The 21,128-nt window shown below is 69.0% G+C and carries 17 protein-coding genes; 3 read left to right on the forward strand and 14 right to left on the reverse strand.

The features are described 5' to 3' along the window. Positions 1–54 precede the first annotated feature (54 nt). The 7 genes from B842_RS01225 to rfbB all read right to left on the reverse strand — a co-directional run bounded on the left by B842_RS01225 (position 55) and on the right by rfbB (position 6,111). On the reverse strand, positions 55–885 hold the full coding sequence (locus B842_RS01225) for a DsbA family protein (protein ID WP_052437964.1): 831 nt from the start codon (positions 883–885) through the stop codon (positions 55–57). 78 nt (positions 886–963) lie between these two features. After that, positions 964–1,335, reverse strand: coding sequence for a DUF2304 domain-containing protein (locus tag B842_RS01230; RefSeq protein ID WP_245631355.1), 372 nt, complete (start codon positions 1,333–1,335; stop codon positions 964–966). Continuing rightward, a complete protein-coding gene (locus tag B842_RS01235) occupies positions 1,336–2,049 on the reverse strand; it encodes a glycosyltransferase family 2 protein (protein WP_040084724.1) in 714 nt (237 codons plus the stop codon). It lies immediately after the preceding gene. Positions 2,050–2,079: 30 nt separating this feature from the next. Further along, complete coding sequence (locus tag B842_RS01240; RefSeq protein ID WP_040084725.1) at positions 2,080–2,895, reverse strand: glycosyltransferase; 816 nt, start codon at positions 2,893–2,895, stop codon at positions 2,080–2,082. Positions 2,896–2,929: 34 nt separating this feature from the next. Next, positions 2,930–3,796: a glucose-1-phosphate thymidylyltransferase RfbA gene (gene rfbA, locus B842_RS01245; protein ID WP_040084727.1), complete on the reverse strand. Its 867-nt coding sequence runs from the start codon at positions 3,794–3,796 to the stop codon at positions 2,930–2,932. Further along, complete coding sequence (gene rfbD, locus B842_RS01250) at positions 3,793–5,109, reverse strand: dTDP-4-dehydrorhamnose reductase (RefSeq protein ID WP_040084729.1); 1,317 nt, start codon at positions 5,107–5,109, stop codon at positions 3,793–3,795. Before rfbD ends, rfbA begins: the two co-directional genes overlap by 4 nt. Beyond that, positions 5,110–6,111, reverse strand: a complete 1,002-nt coding sequence (rfbB, locus tag B842_RS01255) for a dTDP-glucose 4,6-dehydratase (RefSeq protein ID WP_040084731.1) — start codon at positions 6,109–6,111, stop codon at positions 5,110–5,112. 166 nt (positions 6,112–6,277) lie between these two features. Between rfbB and B842_RS01260 the strand changes: the two genes are divergently transcribed. Next, entirely contained in the window at positions 6,278–8,491 is a 2,214-nt protein-coding gene (locus B842_RS01260) for a 3-hydroxyacyl-CoA dehydrogenase/enoyl-CoA hydratase family protein (protein ID WP_040084732.1), read from the forward strand. Between the two features lie 60 nt (positions 8,492–8,551). Here B842_RS01260 and B842_RS01265 read toward each other — a convergent pair whose 3' ends face one another. Beyond that, the gene (locus B842_RS01265) at positions 8,552–9,778 is read right to left on the reverse strand and encodes an acyl-CoA dehydrogenase family protein (RefSeq protein ID WP_052437664.1); all 1,227 of its coding nucleotides are present in this window, start codon (positions 9,776–9,778) and stop codon (positions 8,552–8,554) included. A gap of 173 nt (positions 9,779–9,951) precedes the next feature. Between B842_RS01265 and B842_RS01270 the strand changes: the two genes are divergently transcribed. Then, a complete protein-coding gene (locus tag B842_RS01270) occupies positions 9,952–10,554 on the forward strand; it encodes a TetR/AcrR family transcriptional regulator (protein WP_040084733.1) in 603 nt (200 codons plus the stop codon). Positions 10,555–10,561: 7 nt separating this feature from the next. Here the strand turns inward: B842_RS01270 and B842_RS01275 are convergent, their stop codons facing one another. From B842_RS01275 to B842_RS01295, 5 genes are all read right to left on the reverse strand, one after another. After that, positions 10,562–11,773 (reverse strand): polysaccharide biosynthesis protein, encoded by a 1,212-nt coding sequence (locus B842_RS01275; protein WP_040084734.1) that lies wholly within the window; start codon positions 11,771–11,773, stop codon positions 10,562–10,564. A gap of 7 nt (positions 11,774–11,780) precedes the next feature. Beyond that, a complete protein-coding gene (locus B842_RS01280; protein WP_040087199.1) occupies positions 11,781–13,154 on the reverse strand; it encodes a M1 family metallopeptidase in 1,374 nt (457 codons plus the stop codon). Between the two features lie 24 nt (positions 13,155–13,178). Further along, positions 13,179–15,173: a prolyl oligopeptidase family serine peptidase gene (locus tag B842_RS01285; protein WP_040084735.1), complete on the reverse strand. Its 1,995-nt coding sequence runs from the start codon at positions 15,171–15,173 to the stop codon at positions 13,179–13,181. A gap of 110 nt (positions 15,174–15,283) precedes the next feature. Continuing rightward, a complete protein-coding gene (locus B842_RS01290) occupies positions 15,284–16,171 on the reverse strand; it encodes an IS5 family transposase (protein WP_040084736.1) in 888 nt (295 codons plus the stop codon). Between the two features lie 111 nt (positions 16,172–16,282). After that, positions 16,283–17,389, reverse strand: coding sequence for an alpha/beta hydrolase (locus B842_RS01295; protein ID WP_040084737.1), 1,107 nt, complete (start codon positions 17,387–17,389; stop codon positions 16,283–16,285). Positions 17,390–17,990: 601 nt separating this feature from the next. On the opposite strand from B842_RS01295, the gene lpdA reads away from it, so the two are divergent. Beyond that, positions 17,991–19,400: a dihydrolipoyl dehydrogenase gene (gene lpdA, locus B842_RS01300; RefSeq protein WP_040084738.1), complete on the forward strand. Its 1,410-nt coding sequence runs from the start codon at positions 17,991–17,993 to the stop codon at positions 19,398–19,400. 79 nt (positions 19,401–19,479) lie between these two features. On the opposite strand, the gene ramB is transcribed toward lpdA, so the two are convergent. Next, a complete protein-coding gene (gene ramB / locus B842_RS01305; protein WP_040087201.1) occupies positions 19,480–20,907 on the reverse strand; it encodes an acetate metabolism transcriptional regulator RamB in 1,428 nt (475 codons plus the stop codon). Positions 20,908–21,128 lie beyond the last annotated feature (221 nt).

Genomic DNA, 21,128 nt, shown 5'->3' on the forward strand with positions numbered 1-21,128 from the left:
GCGTCGCGAAGCCCATGAACACCCAGAAGATCAGCGGAGGCCAGTGGTCACCCGTCACGGAACTGCCGGCACCTCGACGTCGCCGCGTGCCACCTTGGCCAGCTCCTCGGTGATGACCTGCACGAACACCTCGGTCGGCTGGGCGCCGGAGACGTAGCTCTCACCGATGAAGAAGCTCGGGGTGCCGTTGACGCCGATGGAGGCGCCGTAGTTCTTCGCGGCGGTCACCGACTCGTCGAAGGTGCCGTCGGTGACGTCCGCACGGAACCGCTCGAGGTCCGGCACCCCGGCCTCCTCCGCGTAGCGGACGAAGTCCTCGATGGTGTGGTTCGGGTGGCCCTGGACGTCGCGGGTGGCGGTGTACAGGGCGTGCTTGTACTCCCGGAACTTGCCCTGCGCGGCGGCGGCCCGGCCGGCCTTCGCGGCGTCCTCGGCCATGGGGCCGTTGACGGGCAGGTCGTTCCACTCGAGGCGGACGAGCCCCTTCTCGACGTAGTCCTGCAGGATCACCGGTTCCGTGGTGTTGGCGAAGCGGGAGCAGAAGGGGCACTCGAAGTCGGAGAACTCGGAGATGACCACGGGGGCGTCGAGCGCGCCGACGGCGAAGGGGTCGGCCGCGTCGCGGCGGTGCACCTTGAGCACGTCGTCCGGGGAGGTGATCTCTTCGCCGGGGCCGTGGATGGTGGCGTCGAAACGGCCATCGGGGCCGGCGGTCGGACCCTCGTCGCGGGTGCCCGGGGTGACCTCCTGCGCCAGGCGGGCCAGTTCGGCGGTGTCCTGGGTGGGGGTGGCGGGGGCGACGGCAGCGCTGTCCGTGCTGTCCGGGGCGGCGCTCGGGGCCGGCGCTGTCTGGCGTCCCACGAGGAAGCCGATGATCAGCGCCATCACGACGATGACGGCGCCGAGCACCCACGCGAGCGCGGGGATCTTCGTCTGGGGGGCGTCAGTGGCGGTGGACAAGGATCATTTCTCCTGGGTGGGGGCGTCGATGAGGGAGTCGGGGAGCACGGGGGACTGCAGCGCGACGGCGCGCGCGAGGCGGGCGTAGCGCAGCTCCTGCTCGCGGAAGCGGATCCACGTGGACGTGGTGGTGAACAGGAAGGCGATCACCAGCACGTAGAGCAGGAGGTCGGTGCCGCGGTCGACGCCGATCCAGTTGGCGATGACGGTGAGGTCGTCGGGACGCAGCACCGCCCACACCGCCGCGATGATGAACACGAGGAAGCCGAGCTTCACGCCGGCCTTCGCGCGGGCCTTGCGGCGGTTGGTGATGAAGTAGAATGCCAGCACGAGGGTGGCGGCCAGCAGCAGGAACTGCACCATGGTCGCGATCATCTAGAGCCTCCTGGCCAGCAGTCCGTCGGCGAGGATGTTCACGCCGTTGATGAGCGACTGGCCCTTGCTCATCGAGTACTCGGTGTAGAGGATGTCCACGGGCTCCTCGGCGACGCGCCAGCCGCGGTCGGCGATCATGCTCACCAGCTCGGAGGCGTGCGACATGCCGTTCATGCGGATGTTCATCTCGTCCGCGACCTTCTTGTTGAACACGCGCAGACCGTTGTGCGCGTCCGAGAGCCCCAGCCGGCGGGTGGCCGGGGAGAGGAACACCACGGTCTTCAGGACGACGCGTTTGATCCAGGGGACCTGGTCGTCGGCGGCGCGGGGACGGCCGAAACGGGTGCCGACGATGATGTCCACCGGCTCCTCCCGCAGACGGCCGATCATCCGGACGACGTCCTTGACCTGGTGCTGGCCGTCGGCGTCGAAGGTGACGAAGTACCTCGCGCCGGGCTGGGCGCGGGCGTACTCCACACCGGTCTGGATGGCGGCGCCCTGTCCGAGGTTGACCGGGTGGTTGACCAGGTGGGCGCCACCGGCGTGGATGCGGGCGGCGGAGTCGTCGGAGGATCCGTCGTTGACGGCGACGATGTTGGGGAAGGTCTCGCGGGCGTTCTCGATGACCTCCTGGATCACGGGCCCCTCGTTGTAGCAGGGGATGATCAGCCAGGTGTCCCGGAAGTCGTGCTGGACGGGTCGGGGGGAATCCATAATGCCCATCATGCTAACCCGAACGGTCGTTCAACGGTGGAACAGCCGGGCGTAGGCGGCCGTGAGCAGGCCCGTCGGCAGCAGACGGTAGGCGGTGCGGACCACCAGGTTCACCCACGAGCGCGGCCGCGACACCAGCCCGTAGGACACGAGGTTGCGCTGCATCTGCCGTTCGGCGGTGAACATGCCCTTCCCGGTGCGGCGCTGGAACTGGGCGGGGGAGGTGCGGAAGTAGGTGAGTGGCTCCGGCAGGTTGTGGAAGCGCGCGCCGGTGCTCAGCAGCCGGGCGTAGAGGTCGTAGTCCTCCATGTGGTGCACCGCGCGGTAGCCGCCGGCGGTCTCCACGGCGGTGCGGCGCAGCATGACGGAGGGGTTGTTCACCGGCGAGTTGATCCGCGCGTAGCGGGCGATCTCCTCGTGCGTCTCCGGCAGCGCGCGCACGGCGATGACGTCGGCCGGGTCCTCGTGGAACTCCGACACCGCGGTGCCGAGGACGTCGGTGTCCGGGTGGGCCTCGAACCACTCCACCTGGCGGGCGAAGCGCTCCGGCGCGGCGATGTCGTCGGCGTCGAGGCGCGCGACCAGCTCGGCGTCGATCGTCGCCAGACCCGCCGCCGACGCCGGTCCGGCGCCCTGGTTGCGGGCCAGCACCACGGTACGGGCCTCCGCGTGCTTGCCGACGAACCCGTCGATCACCGCCCGCAGTTCCGGCCCGACAGGGCCGTCCTCGACGATGACGATCTCCTCGGCCCGGCGCGTCTGCGCGGCCAGGGATTCGAGGGCGGCGGACAGCTCCACCGGGTCGATGCGGTGGTAGACGGTCAGGAGCGCGGCAAGCGTGGGCATGACGTCAGATCCTAGCCGCAGACGACCCAGCCCTTCAGCCCTCCCGTGCCGCGGCCAGCAGGTACTCCCCGTACCCGGACTTGAGCAGCGGCTGCGCCAGGGCCTCCAGGGCGGCGGCGTTGATGAAGCCCTCCCGTAAGGCGGCGACCTCCGGCGAGCCGATGACGGTGCCGGTGCGCTTCTGGATCACCTCCACGTAGGAGCTGGCCTCGCTCATGGAGTCGAAGGTGCCGGTGTCGAGCCACACGTCGCCGCGCTGCAGGCGCTGGACCTGCAGTTCACCGGCCTGCAGGTAGGCGTCGTTGACGGCGGTGATCTCCAGTTCGCCGCGCTCGCTGGGGGTGATGCCCCGCGCGATGTCGACGACGCGGTTGTCGTAGAAGTACAGCCCCACCACGGCGTAGTTCGACTTCGGCACCGCGGGCTTCTCCTCGATGGACAGTGCCTGTCCGGCGGCGTCGAACTCGACGACGCCGTAGCGCTCCGGGTCGGAGACCTCGTAGGCGAAGACGGTGCCGCCCGCCGGGTTCCGGCAGTCCGCCAGGGTGGTGCTGAAGTGGTAGCCGTCGAAGATGTTGTCGCCGAGGGCGAGGGCGACGTCGTCGTCGCCGATGAACTCCTCGCCGATGAGGAAGGCCTGCGCCAGCCCGTCGGGGGAGGGCTGGTGGGCGTAGTCGATCATGAGCCCCCACTGGGAACCGTCGCCGAGGAGGCGTCGGAAAGCGGGGGAGTCCTCGGGTGTCGTGATGACGAGGATCTCCCGGATGCCCGCCTGGATCAGCGTCGACAGGGGGTAGTAGATCATCGGCTTGTCGTAGATCGGCATCAGCTGCTTGCTGATGCCCTTCGTGATCGGATACAGCCTGGTCCCTGATCCGCCGGCGAGGATGATGCCCTTCATAGGAGATACAGTGCCAGACCGACGCGCCAGTTCTGCGGCACGAAACCGGTCGCCTCGATCTTCGCGGTGTCGAGCGTGCCTGTCGACGGCCGCGTGGCCAGCTCCTTCCCCTCCGCGTACTGCGCGGTGCTCACCGGCTGCACCATGTCGGGGTCGCGGTGCAGGCCGGTGTAGACGGCCATGGCGAGCTCGTCGAAACCGACCTCATCGCCGCCGCCGGTGAGGTGGTAGATCCCGTACTCCGGCTCCACCTCCAGCAGGTGGGCGATGCCGCGGGCCAGTTCGGAGGCGAAGGTGGGCCGTCCCTTCTGGTCGTGGACCACCTGCGGGCGGATGTCGCGTTCCGCCAGGTCACGCATGGTGTCGACGAAGTTCCGGCCCTCGCCGACGACCCAACTGCTGCGCACGATGTAGTGGCGCGGGGCGGTGGACGCCGCCATCTCTCCGGCGGCCTTCGAGGCGCCGTAGACGTTGAGCGGGGCGATCGCGTCGTCCTCACGGTAGGGGCGGTCGGTGACGCCGTCGAAGACATAGTCGGTGGACAGCTGCACCAGGGTGAGGTTGTTCTCCGCGGCGATGCGGGCCAGTTGCGCGGGCCCCCGGGCGTTGACGTGCCAGGCGGTGGCGGCGTCCGTCTCGGCCTGATCGACGGCGGTGTAGGCGGCGCAGTTGATGATGGCACGGTACTGCCGCCACGGGCGCTCCGGTGGGGCGGTGACGTCGAAGTCGGCGTGAGGGAGGAACTCGGCGTCGGGAAGCACCTTCCGCAGGGCCCTGCCCACCTGGCCGTTCGCGCCGGTGACCAGGATCTTCCGGGGCGGCACCGGCTGCAGTTCAGTGCCCAGCGCCGCGTCCTTCTCCGAGAGGTTGACCGGTTCGAGCGGCCAGTCGATGAGCGTGTGGGAGACGTTGACGTACTGCGCGTCCGCCGACCAGTGGTCGTTGACCAGGTAGAGGTAGGTCGTGCCGTCTTCAAGCACCTGGTAGCCGTTGGCCACCCCGCGCGGGACGAACACGGCGGTGCCGGGGCCGATCTCCACGGTGTGGGTCTCACCGTAGGTGGGGGAGCCCTCCCGCAGGTCCACCCATCCGCCCTGTACCCTGCCGGTGCCCACGGTGACCAGCTTGTCCCAGGGCTCGGCGTGCAGTCCGCGGGTGGTGCCCGCCGTGGCGTTGTGGACGACATTCGACTGGACGGGGCGGAAGTCCGGCAGTCCCTCCCGCGTCATCCGGGTGCGCTGCCACGCCTCCTTGAACCAGCCGCGCGCGTCCTCGTGGACCGCCAGATCCAGAACCTGCAATCCCTCGATCATCTACTGACCCCTCTCCGCGTAGGCCGCCTCGACCTGCTCCTTCGCCGGCCGCCACCAGTCCTCGTTGTCCCGGTACCAGGCGATCGTCTGCTCCAGCCCGGCGCGCATGCCGGTGTCGGTGTCGGTGTACTCCGGGGCCCAGCCGAGTTCGGTGCGCAGCTTGGTGGAGTCCATGGCGTAGCGCTGGTCGTGGCCGGGGCGGTCGGCGACGTGCTCGTAGCCGGGGGCGTCCATGAGTTCGCAGATGAGCTCGATGACCGCCCTGTTGTTCACGTGGTCGTTGTCGGCGCCGATGTTGTAGGTCTCGCCGAGGCGGCCGCGCTCCAGGATGAGGTGCACGGCGGCGTTGTGGTCGTCGACGTGGATCCAGTCGCGCACCTGCTCGCCCGTGCCGTAGAGCTTCGGGGTCTGGCCGGCCAGGATGTTGGTGATCTGCCGGGGGATGAACTTCTCGATGTGCTGGTACGGTCCGTAGTTGTTCGAGCAGTTGGAGATCGTCGCCGCGATGCCGAAGCTGCGCACCCAGGCGCGCACCAGGTGGTCCGAACCGGCCTTCGTCGCCGAGTACGGCGAGCTGGGCTCATAGGGGGTGGTCTCGGTGAAGCGCGCCGGGTCGTCGAGGCCCAGGTCGCCGAACACCTCGTCGGTGGAGATGTGGTGCAGGCGGTTCCCGTGGCGGCGGACCGCCTCGAGGATCGTGTACGTGCCCACCAGATTCGTGTCGACGAACGGCCGCGGGTCCCGCAGCGAGTTGTCGTTGTGGCTCTCGGCGGCGAAGTGGACGGTGACGTCGGCGCGGGACACGGCGGCGTCGACAAGCTGTGCATCGCAGATGTCGCCCTCGATGAACTCGACGTCGGTGCCCGCCAGGTTGGCGCGGTTGCCGGCGTAGGTCAGCTTGTCCAGGACGATGATGTGGTCATCCGGGTACCTCTCGCGGGTCATGTGCACGAAATTCGAGCCGATGAACCCGGCTCCCCCGGTGATCAGCAGTGTCCTCATGTCTGAACACTATAGAGCGCCCCCGGCGCAGCCGAGTCGGACGAATGGCAGTTCACCAGCGTGGCCTGCCCTAACCGTTGACAGCTCCCCTGTATGTGACTAGTCTCACGAATTGCGGTTCGTTGAGCTGGCGGGCCCGACACAACACCAGGCCTCAGGAGGCAGCATGAGCAGGACACCGATCAGCAGGGCCGCCGTCATCGGCGCCGGATCCATGGGCTCCGGGATCGCCGCCCACCTCGCCAACGCAGGACTCGACGTCCTGCTTCTCGACGTTCCCGGGCCCCCAGGCGACCGCGACGCCCCCGCCCGCGCCGGCGTGGAGAGACAGCTGCAGCGCCGCGGCTTCATGCTCCCGGAGTTCGCCGGGCGCATCACGGTGGGCAACATCGAGGACGACATGGCTGCCATCGGCGACGCAGAGTGGATCATCGAGGTCGTCTTCGAGGACCGGGACGTCAAGGCGCAGACCTACCGGGCCATCGCCCGCCACCGGAACCCCGCGGCACTGGTGTCCTCGAACACCTCCACCATCCCGCTGGCGGAGCTGACCGCCGGCATGGACGAGGAGATGCTCCCCTTCTTCGCCGTCACCCACTTCTTCAACCCGCCCCGCATCATGCGCCTGCTCGAGCTGGTCGCCGGGCCGGAGACCTCGGCGGAGACGGAGGCGCGGCTGCGGCACATCTGCGAGGTGCAGCTGGGCAAGGTGGTCATCGACTGCCGGGACACCCCGGGGTTCATCGCCAACCGCATCGGCACCTTCTGGATGGCCGCCGGCGCGATGACCGCGCTGCGCACCGGGATCAACCCCGAACTGGCCGACGCCGTGTTCTCCCGCCCCTTCGGCGTCCCCCGCACCGGCGTCTTCGGGCTCTTCGACTACATCGGCCTGCAGCTGCTCGACCCGATCTGGGGCGGCCTCCTGCAGGACCTGCCCGACACCGACGCCCTGCACCGCTTCGACGTCACCGACGACCCCACGTTCCGGCAGCTTGTCGACGCCGGCTGCCACGCCGGCACCGGCTTCTACAACCGCGACGGGGAGGTCTTCAGCGACGGCGGATACCTTGCCCGGCGTCCCGTGGAAGACCCCGCCGCGCAGGCCCGCACCGCGCGGGAGGTCCTGGACACCGACTCCCCGGGCGGGCACTTCGGCCGCGCCGTCTTCCTGGAGACGCTGCGCTACTGCTGCGAGACCGCCCCGGAGATCGCCGACACCGTCGACCAGATCGACGCCGCCATGCGCCTGGGATACGGATGGAAGAAGGGTCCTTTCCAGGTGGCCGACGACATTGGCCCCGAGCACCTCATCTCCCTCTACGGGTCCGCCGGTGAGACCGCCCCCGCGCTGCTGGTGGCGGCCGCCCGCGCCGGGGGCTTCCACCCGTACCCCGGGGCCGTGCTCGACTCCCACGGCGAGGTGGTGGCGCCCCGGGCGCGGGAGGGCGTGCTCACGCCCGCGCAGATCGTCGCGGACGCCCGCCTGCTGCTGGACAACGGCGACGCCACCGTGCACCTCCGCGCCGACGGGGTCGCGGTGCTCACCCTGCACACCCCGGCCAGCTCCTGCTCATCCGGCGTGTTCGCCGCGGTGCGGGAGCTCGCCGGGCTCGGTTCGGCCCGGGCGGCCGTGATCGTCAGCCCGCTGGAGGGGATCTTCTCCGCCGGGGCCGACCTGTCCGCGCTGGCGAAGGCCTCCACCTCAGGGGATCTCGCGCGGGTGAGGGAGCTGCTGCAGGAGGGCGCGACCGCCTTCGCGCAGCTGCGGGAGGCCCCCTTCCCCGTCGTCGCCGCGGTCCGGGGTACGGCGTTGGGCGGCGGACTGGAGTTCGTGCAGCACTGCGACGCCGCCGTCCTCGAGGCCGAGGCCCGCCTGGGATTCCCGGAGCGTCACGTCGGCCTGTTCCCGGGCTTCGGCGGAACCGTGCGCACCCTGGAGCGGATGACGCGCAACGGCGTCGACAACCCCGTGCGCAGCGCCTTCGACCTCATCCTCTCCGCCCGTCCCACGGCGGGGGCGCACGAGGCCGCCGCCCGCGGACTGCTGCTGGATCAGGACCACATCATCATGTCCGCCGACCACGTCATCGCGGAGGCACTGGCCCTGGCCCACCGTCTGGCGGACGGGTACCGGCCGCCGCAGCCCCGGCCGCTGACGCTGCACCCGGCCGACGCCGAGCCCCTCGTCTGGGAGGGCGGCACGGAGACCGACCAGGCCATCGCGGGGGCGCTGGCCACGCTCTACACCGGTGGGACCGTCACCCCGGAGGAACTGGGGGAGCGGGAGGTGGAGCTGGCCGCACAGCTGCTCGTCCGCCCGGAGAACGCGGCACGAGTCGAGCACATGCGCCGCACCCGTCGCCCGCTGGGCAACTGACGCAAAGATGGGGGCCTCCCACCCGGGCGGGTGGGAGGCCCCCATCTTTCCTTTGTCGGATCAGCGGAAGGCGCTGACGCCGGTGACCGACTTGCCCACGATGAGGGACTGCATGCTGTCGGTCCCCTCGTAGGTGTGGATCGCCTCGAGGTCGAGCATGTGGCGGATGACGTGGTTCTCCAGGAGGATGCCGGAACCGCCGAGCATGTCGCGGGCGTCGGCGGCCACCGCGCGGGCGGCGCGGGTGTTGTGCACCTTCGCCAGGGAGGCCTGGTCGGGGCGCAGGGCACCCTGCTCCGACAGCTCCGCCAGGCGGCGGCAGTACAGGGACATGGACACGATCTTCATCAGCATGTCCGCCAGGCGCTGCTGGATGAGCTGGAAGCTGGCCAGCGGGCGCTGGAACTGGACACGGTTCTGCGCGTGCTCGAGGGCCGCCTCGTAGCAGGCGATGGCGTGGCCGAGGGCCATCCAGGCCACGCCCGAGCGGGTGCCGGTGAGGATCTCGGCGGCGGCCCGGAAGGAGGTCGCGCCGGGCAGGCGGCGGCTGTCGGGCACGCGGACGTCGGTGAGGGTGATCAGTGCCTGGGGGATGGCGCGCAGCACGGCCTTCCCCTCCATCGTCTCCGCGTGGTAGCCGGGGGAGAGCTGGTCGACGAGGAAGGCGCCGACCTCGCCGTCGTCCATGCGGGCCCAGATGACGGTGACGTCACCGCAGGCGCCCTGACCGATCCAGCGCTTCGCGCCGTTGAGCACCCAGGAGTCCCCGTCCCGGACGGCGGTGGTCTCCAGGGCGATGGAGTCGGAGCCGTGGTCCGGCTCGGTCAGGCCGAACGCCCCCAGGACCTGTCCGGAGCTGAGCAGGGGCAGCCAGTGCTGGCGCTGCTCCTCGGACCCCAGCTTGTCGATGGTGTTGATCACCAGTCCGCCCTGGACGGCGAGCGTGGTGGCCATGGAGCCGTCGGCGCGGGCGATCTCCATGGCGACCAAGCCGGCGGCGAGGGGGCTGAGGCGTTCCTCGCCGGGGATGTCGGCGCCGTCGGAGAGCAGGCCGTTCGCGGCCATGTCCTGCACGAGGTGGAGCGGGTACTCGCCGCGCTCCCAGTACCCGTTGATCTCCGCCCGGGCCCGGTCGCCGAAGGCGGCGGCGCGCTGCCAGGCGTCCAGGTCGGCGGCGGGGACGTCGGCGAAGATCTGGTAGAAGTCCGTCTCGTCGGTGAGGGGCAGGGTGGTGTGGGGCACGGCGGCGGGTCCTTTGCGGTGGGCGGGGTCGGTGGGGGAGAACATACGAATCACAATTCGTATGGAAAGTGTGAGGCAGGTTTCATTTCCTGTCAAGCGTCCGGCAGGGATTTCCCCGCGGCGGCAGCGTGCAGGGGGTGAGGGGGTGGTGCCGGGGTGGGATAGGCTTACCGGGAGAATCCGCCGGAGGGGCGGTCGCGGAGGAATGAGGACACACCATGGCGAACCAGCGCAGACGGGACCAGATCTCGGCCGCCGCGATCGAACTCTTCGCCCAGCGGGGCTACTTCGGCACGGGGATGGAGGACATCGCCACCGCCGTCGGCATGGGCACCTCGAGCCTGTACAACCACTTCCGCTCCAAGCAGGAGGTGCTTTCCGACGCCCTGCTGCGCACCATGGAGGACCAGCTGCGCACCCACGCCCGCGCCCTGGCGGGGGCGGTGGAACCGGTGGACAAGCTCCACCGGAGCATGATCGCGCACGTCCAGTTCCACACCGAGAACGTGGTGGCCACACGCGTGATCAACACCCAGGTCACCGCCCTGGCGGAGCCGCACCGCAGCATGGTCCACCAGCTGCGGCGCGACTACGTGTCCCGGTGGCAGGCGATCATCGACGAGGGTGTGGAGTCCGGGCAGTTCACCGTGGCCGACCGGCGCATCACCTGCTTCGCGCTGCTGGACATGGGTATCGGCATCCCGCTCTGGTACGACCGGGAGGGGCGCCTCACCCAGCAGGAGCTCATCGACTGCTACGCGGACATGGCGCTGCGTCTGGTGGGGGTGGACCCCGCGGCGGTGCGCGACACCGCCCGCTGACGAACCGCTATTCGCCTGCCCGGTCCGCCACCAGCGCTCCCCGCAGGGACGCCAGGTGCACCAGCCCGCCGAGCAGTGGTCCGGCGATGAGGGCCACGCACACGCCCGCCTCCAGGGACAGCGGGGCCAGCCACAGCACGCCGAACGCCGCCACCGAGGCGCTCGCCCAGCCCAGGACATAGGCCCGGTGCCTCTCGCAGGCCAGGGTCGCGGCGCCGGTGACCATGAGCGCCCCCGTGCAGGCCGAGGCGAAGGTGAGCACCGCCAGCAGCCCGCCGGGCACGAAGTAGTCGGGGCGGAAGAAGACCGTGAGGATCCACGGCCCTAGCAGCCAGGCCAGCCCCGCCCCGACCAGTCCCGCCCCGAGCACGGCCAGCAGCGGCACGGCGGCCGCCCGGTAGAGGCTCTCCCGCCGCTCCACGAAACGCACGATGAGCGCCGACTGGAAGCGCTGCAGCGGCACGAGGATGGGGGCGCGGGTCAGGATGACCGCGTTGATGATGCCGGCGACCGTCACCACGGTCCCGGCGTCCGGTTCCGAGGTCGACTGCACGAAGACCGGGAACCCGGTGATCAGTGCCGCGGAGGAGCCGGTGGCCAGCATGGCGGACCCGACGCGGCGGGTGAGGGCGGCACGGGAGACGTCGACAAGCACACCCCGGGGCACGCCCCGCAGCACGATGAGCCAGCTCAGGGCACCGATCACGGTGATGACCAGGAACGTCGTCATGCCCCAGCCCAGCTGCCAGGCCAGCAGCGCCAGCAGTAGGCGCACGCCGGAGTCGAGTGCCACCAGCCCGGCGTAGCGGTTCCACAGGCCGAGGCCGGAGAGGATGCCCGACAGCACCGCCTGGAAGGCGTAGGTGAGCAGGCCGAACGCGAGAAACACGGTGGCCAGGGGTACCGGAGCCTCACCCCGCAGCAGTGCGGGCAACCACACCGCGCCGACGAGCAGGGCCGTCACCAGCACCGCACCACCGATCCACGCGCCGAGACGCCACGGACGCCCCGTCCCGTGCCGTCCGGTGGACCGCGCCGCGGACACCCCGCGGGTGGTCTCCTGCATGATGCCGTCGAGGGCGCCAGTCGCGGCGAAGAACAGACCCCAGTAGGCCTGGAACGCCGCGAAACCCCCGGTGTCGAGGGTCCACGATGCCAGGTACATGACGACGAACCCGGCCAGGGCGGCGAAGACCGTCGCCAGGCTCAGCGCCCTCATGCGGGGCTCACCGCGGGAACTCCGGGAGCGTCTTCTCATGCAGCCAGGCGTGCCAGAGCCGCTTGACGTCCGTCTCCGGCACCCCGACCTCCGCTGCGGCGGCCAGGACCTCGCGCTTGAGGTCGACCGGCTCGACCACGGAGTGCGCACCGGCGGCGACGTAGCGGCGGAGCATGCGGAAGAAGGCGTCGTCGCCGAGCAGGACGCGCAGGGCGTGGACGGTCAGCGCACCACGCTTGTACACGCGGTCGTCGAACATGTCCCGCGGCCCCGGGTTCGACAGGAGCAGGTCCTGCGGCTTGCGGCGCAGCTCCTCGTAGTGCTCGCGGGCCGACACCGTGGCGTGCCGGTTCGCGGAGTGCTCGAACCACAGCCACTCGGCGTAGCAGGCGAAACCCTCGTTGAGCCAGATGTCGTTCCACTGGGCCAGGCCGAGGGAGTTGCCGAACCACTGGTGGGACAGCTCGTGGGCGATGAGACGCTCCCAGGCGTGGTCACCCTTGATGTGGTTGGACCCGAAGATGGACAGGCCCTGCGCCTCGAGGGGGATCTCCAGCTCGTCCTCGGTGACCACCACGGAGTAGGAGTTGAAAGGGTAGGGGCCGAACAGCTCGGTGAAGACGTCGATCATGCGCTGCTGGTCGGCGAACTCGGCACGGGCGGAGTCCCGCAGCGCCGGCGGCACCCAGGCGCGGACCGGCACGGTGGCGTCCGGCTCGGAGAGCATCAGCTGGATGTACTCGCCGATCTGGACGGTCGCCAGGTAGGAGGCCATCGGGTGACCGACGCGGTAGTGCCAGCGGGTGCGTGAGCCGGAGGACCGCTTCGACAGGAGCGTGCCGTTGACGGCGACGATGTACGGGTTGTCGGTGGTGACGACGATCTCGTAGCGCGCCTTCTCGTCGGGCGTGTCGTCGCAGGGGAACCAGCTCGGCGCGCCGACGGGCTGGGAGGCGACGAGCGCGCCGTTCTCCAGCTCCTCCCACCCGAGGTCCCCCCAGACGGAACGGATCGGCTTCGGGGTGCCCGCGTAGCGGATGACCAGGGAGAACTCGGTGTCCACCGGGACCGGCTGCGCGAAGCTGAGGCGCAGCTTGCCGCCGGACTGGCGGAAGCGGGCCACGCGGACCGGCACGCCGGCGCTGCCGGTGGCCGTGACGCGGGTGACGCGCAGCGCGGGCGACAGGTCGAGCGTCATCGAGGGCAGGTCCTGCCAGTTGTCCAGCTGCAGCGTGGCAATGCCCTCCAGGCGGTTGGGCCCCACCCGGTAGTTCAGGTCCAGATGGTAGGACCGGACATGGTAACCGAGGTTGAAGTCGATGCCGGTGTACGCGTCGCGGATGCCGGGGACGGGGGTGGTGCGCAGCCTGTTTCTGGTCATGATCCTGAAGATGTTACCGAGCACCTATCCGACCTGCTGATTGAGCCACTCGAAGATCAGCGCCTCGACGCGCGCCACCTGAGCGTTGTCGGCGGCGCCGGCGTGCCCGCCCTCGATGTTCTCGAAGTAGTCGACCGGCTGCCCGGCGGCCCGCAGCGCGTGCGCGAACAGCCGCGCGTGCGCGGGGTGCACGCGGTCATCGCGCGTCGAGGTGGTCACGAGCGCCGGGGGATACTGCTTCTCGACGCCCGCCTCCACCCTCTGCAACGGGGACCACGACTCGATCGCGGCGCGTTCCACCGGGTCGTCCGGGTCGCCGTACTCCGCCATCCAGGACGCGCCCGCCGACCACGTGTGGTAGCGGAGCATGTCGGTGAGAGGGACCTGGACGACGGCCGCCCCGAAGCGCTCCGGGTACATCGTCAGGGCACCGGAGGTGAGCAGCCCGCCGTTGGAGCCGCCCCGGATGGCGATCTGCTCCGGTGCGGCGTAGCCGCGTTCCACCAGGTCCGCGAGCACCGCCTCGTGGTCCTCCCACACCTTGTGCCGGTTGGTCTTGACCACCTGGTTGTGCCAGTCGGGGCCGAACTCGCCGCCGCCGCGCAGGTTGGGCTGCACGAAGTGGCGGCCCTTCTCGAGCCAGCCGATGCCACGGACCGCGGAGTAGCCGGGGGTGAGGGAGACCTCGAAGCCGCCGTAGCCGCCGACCAGGGTGGGGCGGGGGCCGCCGGAGAAGTCGCCGGTGATGAAGTAGGGCACCCGGGTGCCGTCGGCGGAGGTGACCCAGTGCTGGCGGGTCTCCAGTCCCGTGGCGTCGAAGAGCGTGGGGGAGCGGCGCACCACCGTGGGCACGAGCCCCTCCCCGAGGTCGAGGCGGTAGAGCGTCGTCGGCTCGGTGAACGAGGAGGTGGTCAGCCACACCTCGTTGCCGTCGAGGGGGCTCGTGGCCACCACAGACGCCGTGACCAGCGGCGGCAGTTCCAGGTCGTGGCCCGGCTGCGTGGGATCGGCCAGCGGGTGCACGTTGATACGGGTGGCGACGTCGTCCAGCAGCGTCAGCACCAGATGGTCGGCGGTGAAGGCCGTGGACTGCAGGGAGACATGCGGCGTCGGCAGGAACACCGGGCGGATGTCGCGCTCCCCGGCGAGGAAACGGTCCAGCTCGATGACGCCCAGGCCGCCGGCGGGGATCCCGGCGAAGGCCTCCCGCGGGGCGAGGAACAGCCACTGTCGGTGGATCACCGTGTCGCAGTCCTCGGGGATCTCCAGGACCTGCAGCGGGGCGTCCGGGTCCAGCGGGGCGACGCACTGCCGGGTGCGGTAGAAGTCCAGCGCCCGGGAGACGACGATGCGTTCGTGCCCGGGGGTGGTGTCGGCCCAGGCGCCGACGGCGACGTCGTCGAAGCGGCCGGAGGTGTAGACGGGGGCGTCGGCAAGCGCGGTGCCGCGGCGCCACACGCGCACCTGCGCGGGGTAGCCGGAAGCGGTCAGGGAGCCCTCGCCGGTGTCCGTGCCCACGAGCAGGGTGTCCAGGTCGAGCCAGCTGACGTCCGTCTTAGCCTCGGGGATCTCGAAGCCGTCGTCGAGGAAGTCGCCGGTGAGCAGGTCGAACTCGCGGACCACCGTGGCGTCGGCACCGCCCCGGGAGAGGCGGACCAGGGCGCGGTCGAAGTCCGGGGTGCGCACGTGCGCCCCCTTCCACACCCAGTTCTCCTGCTCGGTGGCGGCGAGCGCGTCGACGTCGACAAGCACCTCCCACTCGGGGTCGGCGCTGAGGTAGGAGTCGAGCGTGGTGCGGCGCCACACGCCGCGGATGTGCCGGGCGTCGCGCCAGAAGTTGTAGAGGTGTGCGCCGCGGCGGACGACGAACGGGATGCGGTCATCGATGTCGAGGGCCGCGCGGATCCGGTCCCGCAGAGCAGGATTCTGCAGATCACGTTCGGTCGCGTCCGACCACTCCTGCGCCCAGGCCAGGGCCTCGGGGGAATCGATGGACTCGAGGAAAGCGGTGTCGGTCATGCTGTCCAGGCTACGCCGGGCGGAAAAGGCGGCAGCGCCGCCCACCCGGAGGTGGACGGCGCTGCGTCGTTGCGTCGTTCAGACGGTCGCTCGGACCGGACTAGAGGGTGTTACGAAAGTCGTTTCAGCCAGTAGCGGATATTCGCCAACTGCACCGTGGCCTCGAAATGCACCGCTAACTTGTCGAAACGCGTGGCACACCCACGATGCTGCTTGATCCGGTTGATACCCCGCTCCACGGCATTACGCCGCTGGTAAGCCACGGCATCGAAGGCAGGGGGTCGGCCACCGGCCGACCCCCTGCGCCGACGGTTGGCGACCTGGTCCTTCGGCTGGGAGATCGTCGCCTTGATCCCCCGCGCCCGCAACCACGCCCGGTTCGCCCGTGAGGAATACGCCTTGTCCGCCAACACCCGCTCGGGTCGTTTCCGCGGCCGACCACGCGTGGCGGACGGCACCCGGATTTTCTCCAGTACCCGCACCATCTGTGGACCATCACCGGCTTGACCTGGGGTGATCGCAAAGGACAGCACCCCGCAGTCAGCGTCAATGGCCACATGGATCTTGGTCGACCACCCGCCCCGCGAGCGGCCGAACCCATGATGATCCGGCTCCCCCGGGTGGCGGAGGGGGCTGTCTTTCCGTGCACCCGCGGCGTGGATATGTCCACGGGTGGTTGTGGAATCCACGCTGACCTCCCAGGAGAGTTTTCCTTTCTCCTGGGCGTGGGTGAGCAGCCGGGTGTGCACGTTCTCCCATACTCCGTTGGCCCGCAGCCGGGCGAACAGATCGTGGACCCGCCACCAGGGGCCGTAGCGCTCATGGACATCGCGCCACGGGCAGCCGGTGCGGATGCGAAAGAAGATGCCGTTGACCAGGGACCGTAGGTCCCAGGTGCGGGGGCGTCCCCGCCGTGACGGGGCCGGTAGCAGTGGGACAAGCAGGTCCCATTCAGCGTCGGTGAGGTCATGGCGTGCTGAGGGCGGTACAGTAGGCAACGAGGGTTTCCTTGCAAGCGTTGATGATTCGACACCAACAGCGTGCGCGGGGAGACCCTCGTTGCTGTTTATGACACGCCGGTCTCACTCACCGGATTTTCGTAACACGCTCTAGACGTCCAGTGCGCGGGCGAAGGTCGGCCAGGAGTTGTTCAGGTCGTCGATCCAGTAGTTCCAGGAGTGGGTACCGGTCGGACGCAGGTTCCAGTCGGCCGGAATGCCCAGCTTGTCCAGCTTGGCCTTCAGATTGTGGGTGCAGATGTTGGTGGTGGCCTCGATGATGCCGCCCTCGACGATGAGGGTCGCGGCGCCGGAGGAGGCGACGGCCGGGTCGTAGCCCTGGGCGATGTAGTGGCCCGGCATGTCCCACGCGCCGGCGAGGCCGGTGGCGTTGGAGATGTAGAGCTCGGTGCCGCGCAGGCCCTCGGCGTGGATGAGGGCGTCGTTGGCGACGTTGTGCGGGGAGCCCATCGGGCCGAACATCTGGGCGGCGGTGGCGCCGGCGCGGTTGACGGTCAGTTCAGCGGAGTAGTAGCCCACCGGGGAGACGGTCTCGGCGCAGCCGGAGAAGGAGCCTGCGACGTCGAAGAACTTCGGGGCCTTCTCGGCCAGCAGCAGGGCGGAGGTGGCGGACATGGAGTAGCCGCCGATGCCGCGCTTGCCGTTGGCGTTCATGTACGGCTCGATGCCGGCCGGGAGCTCGCGGAGCAGGAAGGTCTCCCACTGCTGCTTGCCCTCGAGGTAGCCGTTGCCCGGGTTGTGGGAGTCGTCGGCCCAGTTGATGTAGTAGGAGAACGCGCCCTCCATCGGGATGACGACGTTGACGTTCTTGTCCTTGTAGAAGTCGACGATCGGGGCGGAGGCGATCCAGTCCATGTTCTGCTCCGCGCCGCCGGCGCCGTTGAGCATGTAGATGGTCGGGCGGGACTCGTCGAAGTTGCCGTTCGGGGTGATGATGGCGATCGGGATGTCACGGCCCATGGACTCGGACCAGGCCTTGACGTGCTTGACACGGTCGTCGTTCTTGGTCAGCTTGCGCCACTCGCGGGAGCCCTCGGTGATCGAGGCCTTCGGGAAGTCCTTGATCTCGGAGGCGCGGTGGTCACCCTGGACCTGGGCGACGGTGACTTCGGAGGCGCCAGCAACCGGGGTCGCGAGAGCGGAGGCACCGATGGCGAGGGCCGCGACCGGTGCGGCAATCTTGCGGAGGAACTTCATGGAGTGGCTTCCTAGGTTCGTTGTTGCGAAAGTGTTCTACTTCTCTACGACGCACAACAGCTGGGTGTTGCTGCGTTCACAGGGGTACATCGTAGCGACTGATCCGTATGTTAACGGCCCACCCCCGAAAGTGCTCATCCGGCGGGGGTGGAAAGTTCAGTCTCTACCTGCACTCAAGTTACTGAAGTTATGGATGGTGGGCAAGTGTTTTACGTGTCATAAGTCGATGACTACGTGTGGGGGAAGTCGCGTAACATTTCGCCGCAGAGCGCCGTTAGTACTCACTGACGCCTGACAGAACCAACTGACATCACAGAGAGAAGGCACACATGTCCATCTTCGAGCAGATCATCGTCGCCATCAACAACTTCGTCGGCCCGGGCATCCACGCCCTGTCCTCCGCTTCCTCCAACGCCGCACTGGCCATCGGCCTCTTCTAGGTCGACCCCGGAAGCATCTGCTTATCGACGCCCCGGCCCCCGGTCGGGGCGTTCGTCGTTGCGGCACCACAGTCCCGCCACCGTCCCACCGCCCCCACGGGGGCGGGATCCTTTTGTGGGGGGCGGTGACACGGGGGAAACGGTCACCTATCCTTGGTGGCGTGACTGAACATTATGACGTTGTTGTACTCGGTGCGGGCCCCGGTGGCTACGTCGCCGCCATCCGCGCAGCCCAGCTCGGCAAGAAGGTTGCTGTCGTCGAGAAGCAGTACTGGGGCGGAGTCTGCCTCAACGTGGGCTGCATCCCCTCGAAGGCGCTGATCAAGAACGCCGAGATCGCCCACATCTTCACGCACGAGAAGAAGACGTTCGGCATCAACGGCGACGTCTCCTTCAACTACGAGGACGCCCACAAGCGCTCCCGTCAGGTGTCGGAGAAGATCGTCGGCGGCGTCCACTACCTGATGAAGAAGAACAAGATCACCGAGATCGACGGCTTCGGAACCTTCAGGGACGCCAAGACCATCGAGGTCAGCGAGGGCAAGGACGCCGGCAAGGTCGTCACCTTCGACGACTGCATCATCGCCACCGGCTCCGTGGTCAACAGCCTCCGTGGCGTCGAGTTCTCCGAGAACGTCGTCTCCTACGAGGAGCAGATCCTCAACCCGGTCGCCCCGGAGAAGATGGTCATCGTCGGTGCCGGCGCCATCGGCATGGAGTTCGCCTACGTGCTCTCCAACTACGGCGTCGACGTCACCGTCATCGAGTACATGGACCGTGTCCTGCCGAACGAGGACGAGGACGTCTCCAAGGTCATCGCCAAGGCCTACAAGAAGATGGGCGTCACGCTCCTCCCGGGCCACGCCACCACCGCCGTGCGCGACAACGGCGACTCCGTCGAGGTCGACTACCAGAAGAAGGGCTCGGACAAGACCGAGACCATCGTCGCCGACCGCGTCCTCGTCTCCGTCGGCTTCCGCCCGCGTGTCGAGGGCTTCGGCCTGGAGAACACCGGCGTCGAGCTCACCGAGCGCGGTGCCATCGCCATCGACGACTTCATGCGCACCAACGTCGAGCACATCTACGCCATCGGTGACGTCACCGCCAAGCTGCAGCTGGCCCACGTCGCCGAGGCGCAGGGCATCGTCGCCGCCGAGACCATCGCCGGCGCCGAGACCCACGAGCTGGGCGACTACATGATGATGCCGCGCGCCACCTTCTGTAACCCGCAGGTCGCGTCCTTCGGCTACACCGAGGCGCAGGCCAAGGAGAAGTGGCCGGACCGCGAGATCAAGGTCGCGTCCTTCCCGTTCTCCGCGAACGGCAAGGCCGTCGGCCTGGCCGAGACCGAGGGCTTCGCCAAGATCGTCGCCGACGCCGAGTACGGCGAGCTGCTGGGCGGCCACCTGGTCGGCGCCAACGCGTCCGAGCTGCTCAACGAGCTGGTCCTCGCGCAGAACTACGATCTCACCACCGAGGAGATCAGCCGCGCGGTCCACATCCACCCGACCCTGTCGGAGGCCGTCAAGGAGGCCGCACACGGCATCGACGGCCACATGATCAACTTCTAGTCCCCCGGAAAAAGGGGCCTCCCGGCTGGGAGGCCCCTTTTCTCATGCTTTCCGACGCCCCCGGGGCGTCGCCAAGCGCCTAGTTGTAGGGCGCGACCGACGACCGGTGGGCGTCGATGGTGATCTCCTCGTGGATCGGCGGGAACGCGCGCTGCGCGCAGTTCTCCCGCGGGCACACGCGGCAGCCGGCGCCGATCGGGGTGGCGCTGGACAGGTCGGCGAGGTTGAGTCCCTGCGCGTAGACCGTGCGGTCGGCGTGGCGGGCCTCGCAGCCCAGGCCGATGGCGAAGAGCTTGCCGGTGTCCCCGAAACGGCCGCGGTGGTGGCGCACGGTGCGGGCGATCCACAGGTAGTTGCGGCCGTCGGGCATCTGCGCCAGCTGACGCAGGATGGTGCCGGGGTTGGTGAACGTCTCGTAGATGTTCCACAGGGGGCAGGTGCCGCCGGAGTTCGCCAGGTGGAAGCCGGTCGCCGACTGGCGCTTGGACATGTTGCCCGCCCGGTCGACGCGCACGAAGGTGAAGGGGATGCCCCGCAGTTTGGGGCGCTGCAGGGTGGACAGGCGGCTGGCGACCGTCTCGTAGCCCACGCCGAAGACGTGGCAGAGGAAGTCGACGTCGTAGCCCGAGCGCTCCGCCTCCGAGTGGATGCCCTTGTAGGGGAGGAGCACGGCGGCGGCGAAGTAGCTGGCGATGCCGCGGCGCGCCAGGTTGGCGGACGCGTCCGAGGTGAAGTTCTCCTCGGCGACCAGCGACTCGATGTCGTCGTTGGCCTCCAGGTAGGCCAGCTCCATGCCCATGCGGAAGGCCCGCTGACCGGTGTTGAGGCGGTTCGCGAGCTGCAGGTGCCCGGTGTTGCGGTCCAGGCGGTGCAGGGTGCCGTCGAGCTCGGCGGACGTGGTGATCTCGATGCCGTGGCGCTCCCGCAGGCGGCTGGCCAGGGCCTCCTCCGTGTTGCGGATGGAGAAGCGCTCGACGCCCAGCTCCCCGGAGATGCCCTCCGCGGCGGTGTCGAGGTTGTCCAGGTAGTTCTGGCGGGCGTAGAAGAAGTCGCGCACCTCGTCGTGGGGCATCGACAGTGCCTGCGGGCCGCCCCCGTTGACCGGGTCGGCGTGACGACGCGTGTCCGTGGCGATGGACAGCTTGTCGCGGACGTTGCGGTAGCGGCGGTGCATGTCGACCATCGTCCGGGCGATCGCGGGGTGGTTGTACACGAGCTCGGAGAGCTCCTGCAGCTCCACCGGGTTCGGGCACAGCTCCTTGTCCAGCACGACGTCCTGGATCTCGGCGAGCAGACGGGAGTCGTCGTCGCGGGAGAAGAAGGTGGCGTCGACGCCGAATGCCTCGGTGATGCGGAGCAGGACGGGCACGGTCAACGGCCGGACGTCATGCTCGATCTGGTTGACGTAACTGGCTGACAGGCCGAGTGTCGCCGCAAGTGAGGCCTGGCTGAGGTCTCGTTCGCGGCGCAGCTGGCGCAGGCGCGAACCCACGTAGGTCTTTCCCATGCCCGACATCGTAGCGTGACGCCCCTCACTCACAGGCATCCTTTGCGAACTTTGTGTAAGACCCCTCGGGGAATCAGCGAATATTGTGGTGGGAAACTTGTTGACGCCTGGCACTAGCCGAAAGTTTGATACCTAACGGGGTGGGCGGGGTTGGTTTCAGGATCGCGGGTGAGCAACCTCACAGTATCCTGACAAATGCCCCGGATCGGGAACAAAAAGGC

The organism is Corynebacterium humireducens NBRC 106098 = DSM 45392, assembly GCF_000819445.1.
Classification (GTDB): Bacteria; Actinomycetota; Actinomycetes; order Mycobacteriales; family Mycobacteriaceae; genus Corynebacterium; species Corynebacterium humireducens.

What these genes read in the sequence shown, in the direction of transcription:
- B842_RS01270 (WP_040084733.1), top strand. Translation starts at nt 9,952, where the DNA reads ATGGCGAACCAGCGCAGACGGGACCAGATCTCGGCCGCCGCGATCGAA.
- rfbA (WP_040084727.1), bottom strand. Translation starts at nt 3,796, where the DNA reads ATGAAGGGCATCATCCTCGCCGGCGGATCAGGGACCAGGCTGTATCCG.
- ramB (WP_040087201.1), bottom strand. Translation starts at nt 20,907, where the DNA reads ATGGGAAAGACCTACGTGGGTTCGCGCCTGCGCCAGCTGCGCCGCGAA.
- rfbB (WP_040084731.1), bottom strand. Translation starts at nt 6,111, where the DNA reads ATGAGGACACTGCTGATCACCGGGGGAGCCGGGTTCATCGGCTCGAAT.
- rfbD (WP_040084729.1), bottom strand. Translation starts at nt 5,109, where the DNA reads ATGATCGAGGGATTGCAGGTTCTGGATCTGGCGGTCCACGAGGACGCG.
- B842_RS01260 (WP_040084732.1), top strand. Translation starts at nt 6,278, where the DNA reads ATGAGCAGGACACCGATCAGCAGGGCCGCCGTCATCGGCGCCGGATCC.
- B842_RS01295 (WP_040084737.1), bottom strand. Translation starts at nt 17,389, where the DNA reads ATGAAGTTCCTCCGCAAGATTGCCGCACCGGTCGCGGCCCTCGCCATC.
- B842_RS01235 (WP_040084724.1), bottom strand. Translation starts at nt 2,049, where the DNA reads ATGGATTCCCCCCGACCCGTCCAGCACGACTTCCGGGACACCTGGCTG.
- B842_RS01225 (WP_052437964.1), bottom strand. Translation starts at nt 885, where the DNA reads ATGGCGCTGATCATCGGCTTCCTCGTGGGACGCCAGACAGCGCCGGCC.
- B842_RS01275 (WP_040084734.1), bottom strand. Translation starts at nt 11,773, where the DNA reads ATGAGGGCGCTGAGCCTGGCGACGGTCTTCGCCGCCCTGGCCGGGTTC.
- B842_RS01265 (WP_052437664.1), bottom strand. Translation starts at nt 9,778, where the DNA reads ATGTTCTCCCCCACCGACCCCGCCCACCGCAAAGGACCCGCCGCCGTG.
- B842_RS01285 (WP_040084735.1), bottom strand. Translation starts at nt 15,173, where the DNA reads ATGACCGACACCGCTTTCCTCGAGTCCATCGATTCCCCCGAGGCCCTG.
- B842_RS01280 (WP_040087199.1), bottom strand. Translation starts at nt 13,154, where the DNA reads ATGACCAGAAACAGGCTGCGCACCACCCCCGTCCCCGGCATCCGCGAC.
- B842_RS01240 (WP_040084725.1), bottom strand. Translation starts at nt 2,895, where the DNA reads ATGCCCACGCTTGCCGCGCTCCTGACCGTCTACCACCGCATCGACCCG.
- B842_RS01230 (WP_245631355.1), bottom strand. Translation starts at nt 1,335, where the DNA reads ATGATCGCGACCATGGTGCAGTTCCTGCTGCTGGCCGCCACCCTCGTG.